This window comes from Achromobacter sp. ISS7 (assembly GCF_056523125.1).
On sequence record NZ_JAWRZD010000001.1, the window covers coordinates 2,950,869 to 2,966,098 of the forward strand.

Sequence of the window (15,230 nt, forward strand, 5' to 3'; positions counted from 1 at the left end):
TCGGTTCTGCTTGTTATGGGGAAAGACTCGGCGCGCCCGCGATGCTGGCATCGCGGCGCAAGATCCTGCCGGGGCGGTGCGCCTCGGGCGCCGCCGGAAACACCGGGCAGCCGTTGACCAGCACGTGCTCGATGCCGGCCGAGGCCAGCGTCGGCGCGTCCCAGGTGGCGCGGTCGCGCACCGTGTCGGCGTCGAACACGACCACGTCGGCCCAGGCGCCGACGGCCAGCCGGCCGCGGTCCGCCAGGCCGAACACGCGCGCCGGCAGCGCCGTCATCTTCGCCACCGCGGCCTCCAGCGTCAGCAGCTCGGCCTCGCGCACATAGCGGCCCAGCACGCGCGTGAAACTGCCCCACAGGCGCGGATGCGGATGCGCGTCGTTGGGCAGGCCGTCGGAGCCCACCATGCAGCACTCGTGCTGGAAGATGCGGCGCACCTCGTTCTCGTCCATGGCGAAGTAGATCGCGCCGGCCGGGCACAGGCGGCGCGCGGCCGTGACCGGGTCGCAGTCCCAGCGCGCGGCGATCTCGGCCAGCGACTGGCCGCCGCATTCCGGGTGCGGGGTCGACCAGGTGATGCGGATGTCGTCGATCTGGTCGGCGCGCTCGGGGATCAGGATGGTGGAACTGCCCGGGTAGGGATAGATGTCCAGCGCCACGTCCACGCCGTCGGCGCGGGCGCGGTCGATGTTGGCCAGCGTGAGCGCGCTCTTGCCCCAGTTGGCCGGCATCATGCATTTGTGGTGCGACAGCACCGTGGCGCAACCGGTGCGGCGGCCGACCGACAGCACCTCGTCGACCGCGGCCTCGACCTCGTCGCCCTCATTGCGGATGTGGCTGGTGTGCAACGCGCCGCGCGCGGCCGCCACCCGCGCCAGGCCGTCCAGTTCGGCCGCCTCGGCGACGCCGCCGGGCTGATAGGCCAGGCCCGTGCTGAAGCCCGCCGCGCCGGCGGCCAGGGCCTCGGCCAGCATGCGCTCCATGGCCTGCTGTTCCTCATCGGTGGGCTGGGCCGCCGGATCGCGCATCGCGGCCAGGCGCAGATTGGCGTGGCCCACCAGCGCGGCCACGTTGATCATCGGCCGTTGCGCCTGCAGCGCGCCGAAATACGCGGCCATGTCCGTGAACAGCGGCGAATCGCCCAGCAGCGCCAGCGCCGCGGCGGTATTGCCGGGCAAGGGCGCCGGGGCGCCGCTGATGCCGCAGTTGCCGACCACCACCGAGGTGATGCCCTGGCTGGTCTTCCATTCCAGGCCCGGCTTCTCCACGAACATCAGGTCGTCGTGGCCATGGGTGTCGATGAAGCCGGGCGCGACGATCTTGCCGCCGGCATCGATGCGCCGGCTGGCCGGCGTCGCCGACAGATCGCCGATGGCGGCGATACGCTCGCCGCGGATGCCGACGTCGACGCGCCGGCGCGGTCCGCCCAGCCCGTCGATCACCCAGCCGCCTTCAATAACCAGATCCAGATTTTCCTGCATGCAACTTCCGTCTTGATGGCGGCCGGCTTGGACGCCGGCCGCTCGCGGAGCGCCCGCGGGCGCCCCTTGTGCTTGATGAAGCCCCTAGTATCGTCCGCCCGATCAATCTGTAAAAATTGTTTTTATTGATCCATCTATCTCGATTTGAAATGCATCGCCTGCCCAAGCACGTCACCCTCAAGCACCTGACCGCGTTCGTCGCGGTGGCGCAGGAATCCAGTTTCACGCACGCGGGCAAGCGCCTGTTCCAGACCCAGTCGTCCGTGACCAGCCTGGTGCGGCAATTGGAGGACGCGCTGGCCACGCAGCTGTTCGCGCGCACCAGCCGGCGCGTACTGCTGACCGCGGCCGGCGAGGAATTCCTGCCGCGCGTGATGCGCCTGCTGGCCGACTTCGACGGCGTGATCGAGGACGTGGTGCGCTTTGGCGCGCTGGAACGCGGCCGCGTCGGCGTGGCGGCCGCGCCGTCGGCCATCACGCAGCTCATCGCGCCGGCGGCGGCGGTGTTCTCGGCGCAGTATCCCGCCATCCGCCTGTACCTCAGCGACGACAATTCCGGCCGCATCCAGCGCAAGGTGACCACGCGCGAGGTCGACTTCGGCCTGACCAGCCGCTGGGCCGACGCGCCGGGCCTGCATTTCGATCCGCTGCTGGAAGACCGCTTCGGGGTGCTGTACCGGCGCGACGACACCAGCCTGAGGCCGGGCCGCGACGGCGCCATGCGCTGGGCCGACCTGGCTGGCCGCAAGCTGGTGGGGGTGGTGGACGAGACCGGCATCATGGCGCTGCTGCGCGCCCGGGCGGACCTGCCGATCGAGGCGGCGGCGCCCTTCTATGAAGCTTCCAGCACCACCTCGCAAGCGGCGCTGGTGAAGGCGGGCATGGGCGTGGCGCTGCTGCCCGCGCTGGCGGCGCAGCGCGTGATGGAGCCCGAACTGGACTACGCGCTGCTGGCGCGGCCGACGGTGGTGCGCACGATGTGCATCATCCGCCACAAGGAATACGCGCTGAGCCCGGCGGCCGAGGCGCTGATCCGCGCCATCCGCGATTACCTGCGCGGCGCGGCGCTGCCGGCCGGTTGCCGGCTGGCGGCGGGCGCGACACGCAAGCGCGGTTGAGCGGAAACGAAAGCGCCGCGCGGGCCCGCGGCGCCATGACGATAAGCGTGGCTCAGCCGCGCAGCTTCTCGTCCAGCGCGGCCAGGCCGGCGGCGAACACGCCCTGCCCCACGGAGGTGGCCACCGCCTGCAGGTCGGCGCCGTCCTCGACGCGGAAATCGGCCCACCATTCCACCAGCGTGGCGCCGCTCTCGGTGATCGCCGTCAAGGTGACGCCGGCGACGTAGTCGCGCATCGGCAGGTCGGTCTCGATGATCGAGTAGCGCAGCGCCGTGCCGGGGTCGTCCAGCATCAGCAGTTGCTCGCGCACGAAGCCCGAAGGCTTGAGCGACAGGTAGCGCACCGAGCCGACCGCGTCGTGGCGGCCGCCCTCTTCCAGTCGGCTTTGCGCGATGCCGGGATGCCATCCCGCCAGGCCGTTGAAATCACGAAACAGCGGCCAGACCTTGGCCAGCGGCGCCTGGACGATGGCGCTGGTGTAGACGGTGTGCGGCATGCGGAAGACTCCTGTCAGAAAGTCAGTTGCTTGAACTCGCGGGTGGCGGCGGTCAGTGCCCGTTCGGTGGGCAGGCGCTCCATCGAGCTGGCGCCGTAGAAGCCATGGCAATGCTGGCAATGGCGCAGGATATGGGCGGCGTCCTCGGGCGTGGCGATGGGACCGCCATGGCACAGCACGATCACGTCCGGCCGCACGGCCAAGGCGGCCGCCGCGATGCGGTCGATGGCGGCGACACAATCGTCCAGCGTCAGCGCGGTCTCGGCGCCGATCGAGCCGCCGGTGGTCAGGCCCATGTGCGCCACGATGATGTCGGCGCCCGCCTTTGTCATGGCCACGGCGTCGTCCTCGTTGAAAACGTAGGGCGTGGTCAGCATGCCCTTTTCATGCGCCAGGCGGATCATGTCCACTTCCAGCGCGTAGCCCATGCCGGTCTCTTCCAGGTTGGCGCGGAAGGTGCCGTCGATCAGGCCCACGGTGGGGAAGTTCTGCACGCCGGCGAAGCCCTGGCGCTTGAGATCGTCCAGGAACACGTCGAAGTCGCAGAACGGATCGGTGCCGTTGACGCCGGCCAGCACCGGCGTGTGCTTGACCACCGGCAGCACTTCGCGGCCCATGTCGACCACGATCTCGTTGGCGTTGCCGTAGGCCAGCAGGCCGGCCAGCGAGCCGCGCCCGGCCATGCGGTAGCGGCCCGAGTTGTAGATCACGATCAGGTCGATGCCGCCCGCTTCCTCGCACTTGGCGGACAGTCCGGTCCCGGCGCCGCCGCCCACGATGGGGGTGCGGTCGCGCACCATGGCGCGGAACTTGTCCAGCAGTTGGTTACGGTCGAAGCGCGGCATGGCGGAAATCCTCAGTGTGTTGCGATGTCGAGAAACTGCTCGACCGCGGTGCGGGCGAACAGCGGGTCGTTGATGTGGCACGGCACGCGCACCAGGCGCCGATTGGCGGTCTGCACCAGGCGCGACTCCAGCGCGTCGAACAGCGCGGCGTCGGCCTGCGGGTCCCAGAACGCCTGGCCCGGCGCGTCCAGCGCCGACACGCCGCCTTCCGGGATCAGGAAGCGCACGGGCCCGTCGCAGCGATTCAGCCGGTCGGCGATCCACTCGCCCTGGCGGCGGTTTTCTTCCGCGGTGGTGCGCATCAGCGTCACCTGCGGGTTGTGGGGGTAGAAGGTACGGCCCTGGTAGCGCTCGGGCACCGAATCCATGGCGCCGAAATTGACCATGTCGAGCGCGCCGCAGGAGCCGACGTACGGCGCGCCGGTACGGGCCACGGCGCCGAAGCGGTCCTCGGTGCAGGCCAGCACGCCGCCGAACAGGAAGTCGCAGACTTCGGTGGTGGTCAGGTCCAGCACGCCCGACAGCAGGTGGCTGTCGAGCAGCTTTTCCATCGACTGGCCGCCGGTGCCGGTGGCATGGAACACCAGGCAGTCGTAACGCGATTCGAGCAACGGCGTCACCTGCTGCACGCAGGCGGTGGTGACACCGAACATGGTGATGCCCACGGCCGGCTGGCTGTCGCCGCCCGTGGCGCTGGCGGCCTGGCGGAAGGCGCCGCCGATGGCGCCCGCGGCGTTGGCCAGCACGCGGCGCGAGATCCGGTTCAGGCCGGCCACGTCGGTCACGGAATACATCATCGCGATGTCGGAGGGGCCCACATACGGCGCGACATTGCCCGACGCCATGGTCGAGACCATCAGCTTGGGCACGCCGATCGGCAGCGCGCGCATGGCCGGAGTGATCAACGCGGTGCCGCCCGAGCCGCCCAGGCCCAGCAAGGCGCCGATATCCGGATTGGCGGCGGCATAGCGTTCGAACGCCAGCGCCATCGCGGCAATGGCGCTGCCACGGTCGCCCGTGAACACGGCCTGCTCGCCCTGCGGATGGCTGCGCGCGACTTCACGCGCCTGCACCCGCGCCGCGCTGGCCGCGCCGGTGGTGGACACGTCCACCGAGACCACGTCCAGGCCGTCGCGCTTGAGCAGGTCGACCACATACTCGGCCTCGTGGCCCTTGGTGTCGTAGGTGGCGGCCACGAAAACCCGCCGATTCGAATGCGTCATGACTCCTCCGCGGGCGGCTACACTCGGTGCGCGCCTCGATATATGTCCGGGGCGCGTGGCCCTGTAGAATCAAGAAATGAGACGAAAGAATCATACTGAGACACCTGTCTCACGTCAAACCACGACCGCCGCGCGCAAGCCGGCCGCCGCCCCGGCGCGCCTGATCGCGCCCGCCAGCCGCCAGGCCGCCGCCAGCGGCGAACCGCCGCACGGGCCGCGCGCGCGGATGCGCAAGATCCTGCTGGACGCGGCGCAGCGCCTGATGGCGCAAGGCATCACGCCGTCGGTGGCCGAGCTGGCCGAACACGCGCAGGTGTCGCGCGCCACCGCCTACCGCTACTTCCCGAGCCAGAGCGCGCTGATCGCCGCCGTGGTCGACGAGAGCCTGGGGCCGATCCTGGCCTGGGACTCGACCGCGCCCGACGCCGCCACCCGCGTCGACGAATTGCTGCGCTTCGCCTATCCGCGCCTGGAGGCCCACGAGGCGCCGCTGCGCGCGGCCATCCAGGTGTCGCTGCAGCAGCACGCCGAAGCCAGCGCCGGCCGCGCCGGCAACGAACCGCGGCTGGTGCGCGGCCATCGCGTCGACATCCTCAAGCGCGCCATCGCGCCGCTGGCGGACGCGCTGCCGCCGGCGCAGCAGGAACGCGTGGCGCAGGCGCTGTCGCTGGTCTACGGCACCGAAGTGTTCCTGGTGCTCAAGGACATCTGGGGCCTGGAATTGCCGGCCGTCACCGACGTCGCGCGCTGGACCGCGCAGGCCATCATCCGCCAGGCGCTGGCCGATGCGGCGGATGCGGCGCCGGCCAGCGCGCGCGGCAAAAGCTAGCGCCATCCGGCCCTGAAAAACACCGCGGGCGCGCGCCGCCCGGCCGCCGCCAGCTAACAGCAAGCTGTCATTCCCACGTCACTCGCGGCCCGCATAGTGCGGGCCTTCGCGGCGCCGCGCCTGTGCGGCCCGCATGACGCTGGAGTATGGAATGCAGTTCGAAGTAACCCGCCTGCGGCGGGCCCTGATGCCGTTGTCGCTGGCTTGCGTAACCTTGCTGAGCGCCTGCGGCGGCAGCGACGACGATGACGACGCGAGCACGCCGCCGGTCGTGACCGAACCCACGCCGCCGGTGAAGACCGGCGCCTGGAGCGCCGGCGACCTGCACGTGCACACGATCCAGTCCGACGACGCCCAGACCACGCTGGAAAGCGTGCTCGACCAGGCCTTCGACCGCTACAAACTCGACTGGGCCGCGCTCTCGAACCACCTGCGCATGTCGGCGCGCGACAACACCGGCGCCAACATCCCCGGCGGCTCGATTCCGTTCTCGACCGGCATGGCGCGCTACGAAGTGCCGTTCATCAAGCAGGCGCAGGCCGCGGGCCGCTACGCCGGCAAGATCATCTTCTCGTCGTTCGAATGGGACATGCCCACGCACGACCACGTCAACATCGGCATCGGCACCAATGACCCGATGTCCGACAAGTCGCTGCGCGCGGTGGCGGAGTTCGAATACCTGTACACCAACAAGGCCGCCAACCTGTTCGACGCGCAACTGGTCGCCGACCTGGCCGGCCAGACGCGCGCCTACACCACGCACGCCGATTCGCTGACGGCCCTGAAGTGGCTGCGCGACAAGCACCCCGACAGCTACATGCTGCTGAACCACCCGTCGCGCTACGCCGGCAAATACACCATCGGCCAGCTGCGCGAAATGCACGACCTGGCGCCGTCGATCTTCTTCGCCATCGAAGGCATGGTCGGCAACCAGATGGAACCCGACCGCGGCGGCTACGCCGAGGCCTACACGCCGGCCAACCTGCCCAACCGCACTTATGGCGGCGTCGACTACCTGGTGGCCAAGCTGGGCGGCACCTGGGACGCGCTGCTGGGCGAAGGCCGCCACATCTGGACCGTGGCCGATTCGGACTTCCACTTCCGCGTCAACGCCACCGGCCAGTACAGCAGCGGCTACGCGCCGGGCGAGTACGCCAAGACCTACGTCTGGAAGGACGGCAAGGACATGGCCGCGGTGGTCACGGGCCTGAAGAGCGGCCGCATGTTCGGCGTGTTCGGCGACCTGATCGACGCGCTCGAATTCCAGGCGCAGGGCGCCTCGGGCACGGCGCAGATGGGCGGTGAGCTGACGGCGGCCAAGGGCGAACAGGTGGAAGTCACCATCCGCTTCCGCAGCCCCGACAGCAACCACTACGAGTACCCGATCGAAAGCGGCAACCCCACCTACGTCAAGCCGACCGTGCACCACGTCGATCTGATCGTGGGCGACGTCGGCGCGCGCGCCACGGCCGGCACGCCGGCGTATGACAACGCCACCAACTCCAGCACCCGCGTGCTGGGCCGCTACACGCGCAACGACTGGACCGTGGACAAGGACGGCTACAACGTCATCAAGGTCAAGGTGACCGCCGACAAGAGCCAGTACCTGCGCCTGCGCGGCACCAACCTGGCGCCCGACGTGGCCGGCGAAACCGCCAACGGCGAGCCGCTGCCGGACGCCAAGGTCGACCTGGCCGACAACGCCGCCCGCTTCAACGCCATCAACGCGCGCAACTACAACGACCTGTGGTTCTACTCGAACCCGGTGTTCGTGACGGTCAAGCAGTAACGCCGTTGCCGTCCATGCGACCCAGGCCGCATGGACAATGAAAAAGCCCCGCGGGCGATTGCCTGCGGGGCTTTTTTCTGCACACGCCCAAGCGGAATGGGCGACGCGCTTGCGTTTACTGCAACGTGCGCGTGAACACGAACTTGCCGTCGCGCCAGTCCACCGGCACCACGTCGCGCGGACCGAACTGGCCTTCCAGGATCAAGCGCGCGACCGGGTTCTCGATCTGCTGCTGGATGGTGCGCTTGAGCGGACGCGCCCCGAACACCGGATCGAAACCGTCGCGGGCCAGTTCCGCCAGCGCGGGCTCGGTCACCTCCAGGCGCATCTCCTGCTTTTCCAGGCGCTCGGCCAGGCGGCGCAACTGGATGCGGGCGATGGACTCGATGTGCTGCGCTTCCAGGCCGTGGAACACCACCACTTCGTCGATGCGGTTCAGGAACTCGGGCCGCAGCGTCTGCTTGAGCTCGCCCCAGACCACTTCCTTGACCACGTCGTACGGCTGGCCGGCCAGCGTCTGGATGTGCTGCGAACCCAGGTTGGACGTCATCACGATGACGGTGTTGCGGAAGTCCACGGTGCGGCCCTGGCCGTCGGTCAGGCGGCCGTCGTCCAGCACCTGCAGCAGCACGTTGAAGACGTCCGGGTGGGCCTTCTCGACTTCATCGAGCAGCACCACGCTGTACGGCTTGCGGCGCACGGCCTCGGTCAGGTAGCCGCCCTCTTCGTAGCCCACGTATCCGGGCGGCGCGCCGATCAGCCGCGCCACCGAATGCTTCTCCATGAATTCGCTCATGTCGATGCGGATCATGTGCTCTTCGGAGTCGAACAGGAACTCGGCCAGCGCACGCGTCAGCTCGGTCTTGCCCACGCCGGTGGGGCCCAGGAACAGGAACGAGCCATACGGCCGCGACGGATCCGCCAGGCCCGCGCGCGAACGGCGGATGGCATCGGACACCAGGCGCACGGCCTCGTCCTGGCCGACCACGCGCTTGTGCAGGTATTCCTCCATGTGCAGCAGCTTTTCGCGTTCGCCCTGCATCATCTTGGACACCGGGATGCCGGTGGCGCGCGACACGACCTCGGCGATTTCCTCGGCGCCGACACGGGTGCGCAGCAGGCGCGGCCGGCCTTCGCCGCCCTCGGCTTCCTCGGCCGCCTCGGCCGCGCCCACTTCGGCGGCCTTCAGGCGCGCTTCCAGGTCGGGAAGCTTGCCGTACTGCAGCTCGGCCAGCTTGTCGAACTGGCCCTTGCGCTGCAACTCGGCCATCTCGGCGCGCACGCTGTCGATTTCTTCCTTGATGGCCTGGGTGCCCTGCACCGCGGCCTTCTCGGCCTTCCAGATTTCCTCGAAGTCGTTGTACTCGCGTTGCAGCTTCTCGAGCTCGTCCTCGATCACGCCCAGGCGGCGCTTGGAGGCGTCGTCGGTTTCCTTCTTGACGGCCTCGCGCTCGATCTTGAGCTGGATGATGCGGCGGTCGAGCTTGTCCATCACTTCCGGCTTGGAATCGATTTCCATGCGGATGCGGGCGCCGGCCTCGTCGATCAGGTCGATGGCCTTGTCGGGCAGGAAGCGGTCGGTGATGTAGCGGTGCGAGAGTTCGGCCGCGGCCACGATGGCCGGGTCGGTGATCTCGACGCCGTGGTGGATCTCGTAGCGTTCCTGCAGGCCGCGCAGGATGGCGATGGTGGACTCGACATCGGGTTCGTCGACCAGCACCTTCTGGAAGCGGCGTTCGAGCGCGGCGTCCTTCTCGATGTACTTGCGGTATTCGTCCAGCGTGGTGGCGCCGATGCAATGCAGCTCGCCGCGCGCCAGCGCCGGCTTGAGCATGTTGCCCGCGTCCATCGCGCCCTCGGCCTTGCCGGCGCCGACCATGGTGTGCAGCTCGTCGATGAAGACGATGTTGCTGCCGTCGTCCTGCGACAGTTCCTTGAGCACCGCCTTCAGGCGCTCTTCGAATTCGCCACGGAACTTGGCGCCGGCCAGCAGCGCGGCCAGGTCGAGCGACAGCACGCGCTTGCCGCGCAGGGTCTCGGGCACTTCGTCGTTGACGATGCGCTGCGCCAGGCCTTCGACGATGGCGGTCTTGCCCACGCCGGGTTCGCCGATCAGGACCGGGTTGTTCTTGGTGCGGCGCTGCAGGATCTGGATGGTGCGGCGGATTTCGTCGTCGCGGCCGATCACCGGATCGAGCTTGCCCTGGCGGGCGCGCTCGGTCAGGTCCATGGTGTACTTGGACAAGGCCTCGCGGTTGGATTCGCCTTCGGCGCCGGATACGTTTTCACCGCCGCGCACGGCGTCGATGGCGGCCTCGAGGGCCTTTTTCTGCAGGCCCGCTTCGCGCAGGATGCGGCCGGCCTCGCCCTTGTCGTCGGCCAGGGCCAGCAGGAACAGCTCGCTCGCGATGTAGGTGTCGCCGCGGCGCGCGGCTTCCTTGTCGGTGCGGGTCAGCACGCCTTGCAGGTCGCGGCCGACCTGGACGTTGTCGTCGCCCTGCACCTGGGGCAGCGCCTTGAGCGCGGCGTCCAGGGCCGGCTGCAGCCGGTTGACGGCCACGCCGGCGCGCGCCAGCAGGCTGCCGGCGCCGCTATCGGCGTCGGACAGCAGCGCCGACAGCACGTGGACGGGCTCGATGTAGGGATGATCGTTGCGGGCGGCCAGACTCTGAGCGTCGGCCAGGGCTTGCTGGAACTTGGTAGTCAGTTTGTCGAATCGCATAATGGTCGTTGTGGCTTGTTGGTGAGCCTGACCGATACGCGCCGGCGGGCTCGATGACCTGAATATGCGGCCGGATGCGAGTATTTCAATACCTCGCCGGCCTCATGGCTTTATGTCCGTGGACACATCCGCGTGCAGCAACAATCTGAACTATGAGCATATACGTTTTTGTCTACGGCACGCTACGCGCGGGCGAAATCAACGACCTGGCGCAGGCCGCCGCCCGCCGCGGCCTGCCGCCGGCCCGCCACGTGGGCGCGGCCACCGTGCCCGGCATGCTGGTGGATTTCGGCGACTGGCCCGGGTTGCTCCCGGTGGCCGACGGCCGGCGGGTGCGGGGCGACATCTACGAGGTCGACCCGGCCCTGGTCGCCCTGATGGATGAGATCGAGGAGTACGCGCCCGGGCGGCCCGGCTGCTTCGTGCGCCGGCCGGTGCTGGCGCGGCCGCTGGCGCCCGGCGCCGCCCCGGTGGCCTGCGAGTATTACCCCATCGACCCGGCCTGGCGCGGGACGGCGGCGGACATCGACGGCGACGACTGGGTCGCCTACCGCCAGGCCCGTCCGGCCCGGATGCCGCCGTAGGAATGCGCTGCAAAACGCCCCGTAAGACACCCGTAGTAACAACGGACTACAATGGAGACCTGTCTTCACGCTTTAAGCCCCTCCAGGCTACCCGCCGGGTCCGGGCACTATAAAGGTCATCGTATGCAAAAACGGGTTCCCGTTGCCCCTGATGCCGCCCACTGTTCCACGTGTATGTTGGGCCACGTGTGTGTCCCGGTCGGGATGGCAGCCGCCGAAGTAGAAAAGCTGGACGAACTGGTGAAAGAGCGCGTGCGCCTCGAAAAGGGCAAGACGCTGTATTCGCTGGATCACCCCCTGGACGCCGTCTACGGCGTGCGCTTCGGCAGCCTGAAAACGCAGCTCGAAGACGCCACCGGCCAGATCCAGATCACCGGCTTCCACCTGCCCGGCGAGATCGTCGGCATGGACGGCATGCTCGACGGCAAGCACGTCTCGGCCGCCGTCGCCCTGGAAGACTCCGAAGTCTGCGTGATCCGCCTGAACGAAGTCGACCGCGTGGCCACCCACCTGCCCTCGCTGCAGCAGCAGTTCCGCCGCCTGATGAGCCGCGAGATCACGCGCTCGCACCAGATGCTGGCGTCGCTGGGCTCGATGCGTTCCGAACAGCGCCTGGCCGCGTTCCTGCTCAACCTGTCGCAACGCTATGCGTCGCTCGGCTACTCGTCGACCGAATTCGTGCTGCGCATGAGCCGCGAGGAAATCGGCAACTATCTCGGCCTGACGCTGGAAACGGTCAGCCGGCTGTTCTCGCGCTTCGCGCGCGATGGCCTGATCCGCATCAACCAGCGCGAAGTCCGCATCCTGGACCAACCCGCGCTCAAGCAACTGCTGGGCCACGAGGGCTGCTGACGCCCGCCCGCGCCATGCGCCGCACAGCCGTACCCGGCGCCGCGCAGCCCCATCCGGCGCCGCGCCTGCCGCGCTCGCGCGGCGCCTTGGGCGCGGCGGCGCTGGCCCTGGCGGCCCTGCTGCCCCTGGCGGCGCGCGCGCAGACGCCGCTGCCCGATCCCTACGATTACGACGAGCCCGCGCCCGCCCCCAAGCGCGTGGTGATTCCGCGCTGGCAGACGCTCGAACTGGGCAAGCCCGGCCACCGCTACAAGGTACCGGTCTATGCTAACCGGAACCTGGCGCGCGGCGACCTGAGCGATATCAAGCAAATCGTGATCGTGTTCCATGGGGTCAAGCGCAACGCCGACGCCTATTACGAAACCGTCGCCACGGTGCTGGCGGCCAACCCGGCGCGCGCCAACGACACCCTGATCCTGGCGCCGCGCTTCGTCGGCGTGATCGACTCGGGCTACGCCGGCATGGCGGCCTGGCGCAAGTCCAGCTGGGAAGACGGCGAGGACAGCGTGCAGGCCAATGGCCGGCCGGCGCCGGTCAGCTCGTTCCAGGTGATCGACGACCTGCTGCGCAGCCTGGACGACCGCAAGCGCCTGCCGACCCTGGCCGGCATCGTGCTGGCCGGCCACTCCGGCGGCGCCCAGCTGGTGCAGCGCTATGCCGTGCTGAACCAGATCGACGGCCCGCTGCGCCGCGACGGCATCGCCGTGCGCTACGTGGTGGCCAATCCCTCGTCCTACCTGTATCTGACCAAGGAACGCCCGCGTCCCGACGGCAAGGGCTACGCGCCCTACGAGCGCGGCATCTGCCCCACCTACAACCAGTACAAGTACGGCACCGACAAGCTGCCCCCGTTCGCGCAGGAAACCGACGACACGCGCCTGTTCATCCGCTACGCGGCGCGCGACGTGACCTACCTGCTGGGCGGCGCCGACAACAATCCCGAGCATCGCCTGCTGGACAAGACCTGCGGCGCCGAGGCCCAGGGCGCCACCCGGCTGGCACGCGGCACCGCCTACCTGCAATACGAGCGCATCGTCGCCGCGCGCGGCAACCGGCCGGTGACGCTGCACCGCGCCGGCTTCGAAGTGACCGGCGTCGGCCACGAGAACAAGGGCATGTTCAGCTCGGTCTGCGGCGCGCGCGCGCTGCTGGGCGAGAACGCCCTGGCGCCGGCCGGCGCGGCCGCCTGCACGGTGATCGAGCCGCCGCGCAAGTAGGGCGCGCGCCCCACTCAACGCAACCGCCAGACCCGCCAGGAAAGCCGCGCGGCCCCGTGCACGGCGCAATGCGCCGCGAGCCGCATTCCGCGCCAGGGGCCGCAAGCCGCGTGCCCGACTCGCGATCATTGTTGACACCAAGCTGAACAAATATCCCGGACGCGCGCGGGGGTGCATTTTCGCGCCGGCAGGCGCAAGATAGGCGGGTACCGTCTCCGTGGAAGACAGATATGAGCCAAGCGTATCTCGACATGCCCGACGCCAAACGCCGCATCAAGGCGATCTTCGTCGGCTCCATGGGCAACCTGGTCGAATGGTATGACTTCTACGCCTATACCGCCTTCGCCCTGTACTTCGCCCCCGCCTTCTTCCCCTCGCACGACCCGGTCGTGCAGCAGCTGAACGCCGCCACGCTGTTCGCCGCCGGCTTCATCGTGCGGCCGCTGGGCGGCTGGCTGTTCGGCCACCTGGCCGACCGCCACGGGCGACGATTGTCGCTGATGGTCTCGGTCGGCATGATGTGCGTCGGCTCGCTGATCATCGCGGTCACGCCCACCTACGCGTCCATCGGGCTGGCGGCGCCGGCGCTCCTGGCGCTGGCGCGGGTCATCGAGGGCCTGAGCCTGGGCGGCGAATACGGCGCCAGCGCCACCTACCTCACCGAGATCGCCGACCCGGACCACCGCGGCTTCTATTCCAGCTTCCAGTACGTCACGCTGATCGGCGGCCAGCTCTGCGCCATCCTGGTGCTGCTGTTGCTGCAGAACGTGTTCCTGACGCACGAGCAATTGGTGGAATGGGGCTGGCGCATTCCGTTCGTGATCGGCGCCATGCTGGCCATCATCACCGCCGTCATGCGGCGCGACATGCCCGAGACCGATTCCTACAAGCAGGCCAGCCAGAGCAAGCCCAAGACCAGCTCGTTGCGCGGCCTGCTGCGCTATCCGCGCGAGGTCGCGATCGTGGTCGGCCTGACGGCCGGCGGCACGGCGGCGTTCTACACCTTCACCACCTACATGCAGACCTTCGTGCGGCAGACCGCCGGGTTCTCCGACATCGTCACCACCTACGTGATCGCCGCGTCGCTGATCTTCGCGCTGATCCTGCAGCCGCTGTACGGCGCGCTATCCGACAAGATCGGGCGCAAGCCGCTGCTGGTGTTCTTCGGCATCGCCGGCGCGCTGCTCACCGTGCCGCTGCTGATGACGCTGTCGCACACGCGCTCGCCGTTCATCGCCTTCCTGCTGATCTGCGCGGCCTGGATCTTCACCGCCGGCTACACCTCGATCAACGCGGTGGTGAAGGCCGAGCTGTTCCCCACCAACATCCGCGCCACCGGCGTGGCGGTGCCCTACGCCATCACCGTGTCGATCTTCGGCGGCACGGCGCCGGCCATCGCGCTGTGGTTCAAGCAGCAGGGCCACGAAGAGTGGTTCTACTACTACCTGGCGGGCGTGATCTTCATTTCGCTGCTGGTGTACGCGACCATGCGCGACACCAAGCATCAGTCGGCCATGCACCGGCACGATTGACGGCGCCTGCGCGGCGCATGGCCGGCGCGCCCTGGCGTCAGCCCGGCTGATGCGCGCTGACCGCGTCCAGCACGCGGGCCGAGTACACCATCGCCGCGCCCGCGTTCAAGGCCACCGCCACGCCCAGCGCCTCGCCGATTTCCTCGCGGCTGGCGCCGTGCTTGAGCGCCTGCGCCGAATGCACGGTGATGCAGCCGTCGCAGCGGGTCGTCACCGCCACCGCCAACGCGATCAGTTCGCGCGTCTTGGCATCCAGGTGCGCGGTCTTGGCGCCGGCGGCCGACAGCGCCTGGTAGCCCTTGAGCGTGTCGGGCGTCAGCGCGCCCAGCTCGCCGATGCGGCCCATCAGTTCCTTTTGGTAGTTCACCCAATCCAGCATGTCCTGCTCCTGAAAAAACGGCGAGGCGGGATGCCTGACGCCATGGAGGCAGTATGCGCTGCGGGACAGCAATTATTTAGCTGGAAAATCGCGGTTATATGCTGATTCGTCTCAACGGAGATCCGGCGCTTGCCGCATGGGACGGCCGGCAAACCGGCGGCCTG

The 15,230-nt window shown here is 68.8% G+C and carries 13 protein-coding genes; 7 read left to right on the forward strand and 6 right to left on the reverse strand.

All coding sequences use genetic code 11. From position 1 onward, the window contains the following. Positions 1 to 13: 13 nt before the first annotated feature. Entirely contained in the window at positions 14 to 1,480 is a 1,467-nt protein-coding gene (locus tag AC1HFW_RS13240; protein WP_479283766.1) for an N-acyl-D-glutamate deacylase, read from the reverse strand. Positions 1,481 to 1,629: 149 nt separating this feature from the next. On the opposite strand from AC1HFW_RS13240, the gene AC1HFW_RS13245 reads away from it, so the two are divergent. Continuing rightward, complete coding sequence (locus tag AC1HFW_RS13245) at positions 1,630 to 2,598, forward strand: LysR family transcriptional regulator (protein WP_061074122.1); 969 nt, start codon at positions 1,630 to 1,632, stop codon at positions 2,596 to 2,598. A 52-nt stretch (positions 2,599 to 2,650) separates the two neighbouring features. Here the strand turns inward: AC1HFW_RS13245 and AC1HFW_RS13250 are convergent, their stop codons facing one another. From AC1HFW_RS13250 to AC1HFW_RS13260, 3 genes are read right to left on the reverse strand one after another with little or no spacing between them, the layout of a single operon-like run. Continuing rightward, positions 2,651 to 3,094, reverse strand: a complete 444-nt coding sequence (locus AC1HFW_RS13250; protein ID WP_479283769.1) for an SRPBCC family protein — start codon at positions 3,092 to 3,094, stop codon at positions 2,651 to 2,653. Between the two features lie 14 nt (positions 3,095 to 3,108). Further along, the gene (locus AC1HFW_RS13255; RefSeq protein ID WP_116520312.1) at positions 3,109 to 3,939 is read right to left on the reverse strand and encodes a phosphoenolpyruvate hydrolase family protein; all 831 of its coding nucleotides are present in this window, start codon (positions 3,937 to 3,939) and stop codon (positions 3,109 to 3,111) included. A gap of 11 nt (positions 3,940 to 3,950) precedes the next feature. After that, positions 3,951 to 5,162, reverse strand: a complete 1,212-nt coding sequence (locus AC1HFW_RS13260; protein ID WP_479283771.1) for a Tm-1-like ATP-binding domain-containing protein — start codon at positions 5,160 to 5,162, stop codon at positions 3,951 to 3,953. A 160-nt stretch (positions 5,163 to 5,322) separates the two neighbouring features. Between AC1HFW_RS13260 and AC1HFW_RS13265 the strand changes: the two genes are divergently transcribed. Together AC1HFW_RS13265 and AC1HFW_RS13270 are read left to right on the forward strand one after the other, a co-directional pair. After that, positions 5,323 to 5,991, forward strand: coding sequence for a TetR/AcrR family transcriptional regulator (locus tag AC1HFW_RS13265; protein WP_241074754.1), 669 nt, complete (start codon positions 5,323 to 5,325; stop codon positions 5,989 to 5,991). A gap of 151 nt (positions 5,992 to 6,142) precedes the next feature. Then, positions 6,143 to 7,780 (forward strand): S-layer protein, encoded by a 1,638-nt coding sequence (locus AC1HFW_RS13270; RefSeq protein ID WP_479283772.1) that lies wholly within the window; start codon positions 6,143 to 6,145, stop codon positions 7,778 to 7,780. Between the two features lie 115 nt (positions 7,781 to 7,895). On the opposite strand, the gene clpB is transcribed toward AC1HFW_RS13270, so the two are convergent. Continuing rightward, positions 7,896 to 10,502 (reverse strand): ATP-dependent chaperone ClpB, encoded by a 2,607-nt coding sequence (gene clpB, locus AC1HFW_RS13275; protein ID WP_061074116.1) that lies wholly within the window; start codon positions 10,500 to 10,502, stop codon positions 7,896 to 7,898. Between the two features lie 152 nt (positions 10,503 to 10,654). On the opposite strand from clpB, the gene AC1HFW_RS13280 reads away from it, so the two are divergent. The 4 genes from AC1HFW_RS13280 (at position 10,655) to AC1HFW_RS13295 (ending at position 14,687) form a co-directional block, all read left to right on the forward strand. Beyond that, positions 10,655 to 11,086, forward strand: coding sequence for a gamma-glutamylcyclotransferase family protein (locus AC1HFW_RS13280; RefSeq protein ID WP_116520316.1), 432 nt, complete (start codon positions 10,655 to 10,657; stop codon positions 11,084 to 11,086). Between the two features lie 123 nt (positions 11,087 to 11,209). Beyond that, a complete protein-coding gene (fnr, locus tag AC1HFW_RS13285; protein ID WP_006396083.1) occupies positions 11,210 to 11,938 on the forward strand; it encodes a fumarate/nitrate reduction transcriptional regulator Fnr in 729 nt (242 codons plus the stop codon). A 14-nt stretch (positions 11,939 to 11,952) separates the two neighbouring features. Then, positions 11,953 to 13,155: a hypothetical protein gene (locus tag AC1HFW_RS13290; protein WP_479283775.1), complete on the forward strand. Its 1,203-nt coding sequence runs from the start codon at positions 11,953 to 11,955 to the stop codon at positions 13,153 to 13,155. 230 nt (positions 13,156 to 13,385) lie between these two features. Further along, positions 13,386 to 14,687, forward strand: coding sequence for an MFS transporter (locus AC1HFW_RS13295; RefSeq protein ID WP_479283777.1), 1,302 nt, complete (start codon positions 13,386 to 13,388; stop codon positions 14,685 to 14,687). Between the two features lie 37 nt (positions 14,688 to 14,724). Here the strand turns inward: AC1HFW_RS13295 and AC1HFW_RS13300 are convergent, their stop codons facing one another. Next, entirely contained in the window at positions 14,725 to 15,066 is a 342-nt protein-coding gene (locus tag AC1HFW_RS13300; RefSeq protein ID WP_061074114.1) for a carboxymuconolactone decarboxylase family protein, read from the reverse strand. Positions 15,067 to 15,230 lie beyond the last annotated feature (164 nt).

Excerpts from the sequence above, each read along its gene's own strand:
- AC1HFW_RS13280 (WP_116520316.1), top strand. The coding sequence starts at position 10,655 with ATGAGCATATACGTTTTTGTCTACGGCACGCTACGCGCGGGCGAAATC.
- AC1HFW_RS13255 (WP_116520312.1), bottom strand. The coding sequence starts at position 3,939 with ATGCCGCGCTTCGACCGTAACCAACTGCTGGACAAGTTCCGCGCCATG.
- AC1HFW_RS13240 (WP_479283766.1), bottom strand. The coding sequence starts at position 1,480 with ATGCAGGAAAATCTGGATCTGGTTATTGAAGGCGGCTGGGTGATCGAC.
- AC1HFW_RS13250 (WP_479283769.1), bottom strand. The coding sequence starts at position 3,094 with ATGCCGCACACCGTCTACACCAGCGCCATCGTCCAGGCGCCGCTGGCC.
- clpB (WP_061074116.1), bottom strand. The coding sequence starts at position 10,502 with ATGCGATTCGACAAACTGACTACCAAGTTCCAGCAAGCCCTGGCCGAC.
- AC1HFW_RS13295 (WP_479283777.1), top strand. The coding sequence starts at position 13,386 with ATGAGCCAAGCGTATCTCGACATGCCCGACGCCAAACGCCGCATCAAG.
- fnr (WP_006396083.1), top strand. The coding sequence starts at position 11,210 with ATGCAAAAACGGGTTCCCGTTGCCCCTGATGCCGCCCACTGTTCCACG.
- AC1HFW_RS13300 (WP_061074114.1), bottom strand. The coding sequence starts at position 15,066 with ATGCTGGATTGGGTGAACTACCAAAAGGAACTGATGGGCCGCATCGGC.
- AC1HFW_RS13290 (WP_479283775.1), top strand. The coding sequence starts at position 11,953 with ATGCGCCGCACAGCCGTACCCGGCGCCGCGCAGCCCCATCCGGCGCCG.
- AC1HFW_RS13245 (WP_061074122.1), top strand. The coding sequence starts at position 1,630 with ATGCATCGCCTGCCCAAGCACGTCACCCTCAAGCACCTGACCGCGTTC.
- AC1HFW_RS13260 (WP_479283771.1), bottom strand. The coding sequence starts at position 5,162 with ATGACGCATTCGAATCGGCGGGTTTTCGTGGCCGCCACCTACGACACC.
- AC1HFW_RS13270 (WP_479283772.1), top strand. The coding sequence starts at position 6,143 with ATGCAGTTCGAAGTAACCCGCCTGCGGCGGGCCCTGATGCCGTTGTCG.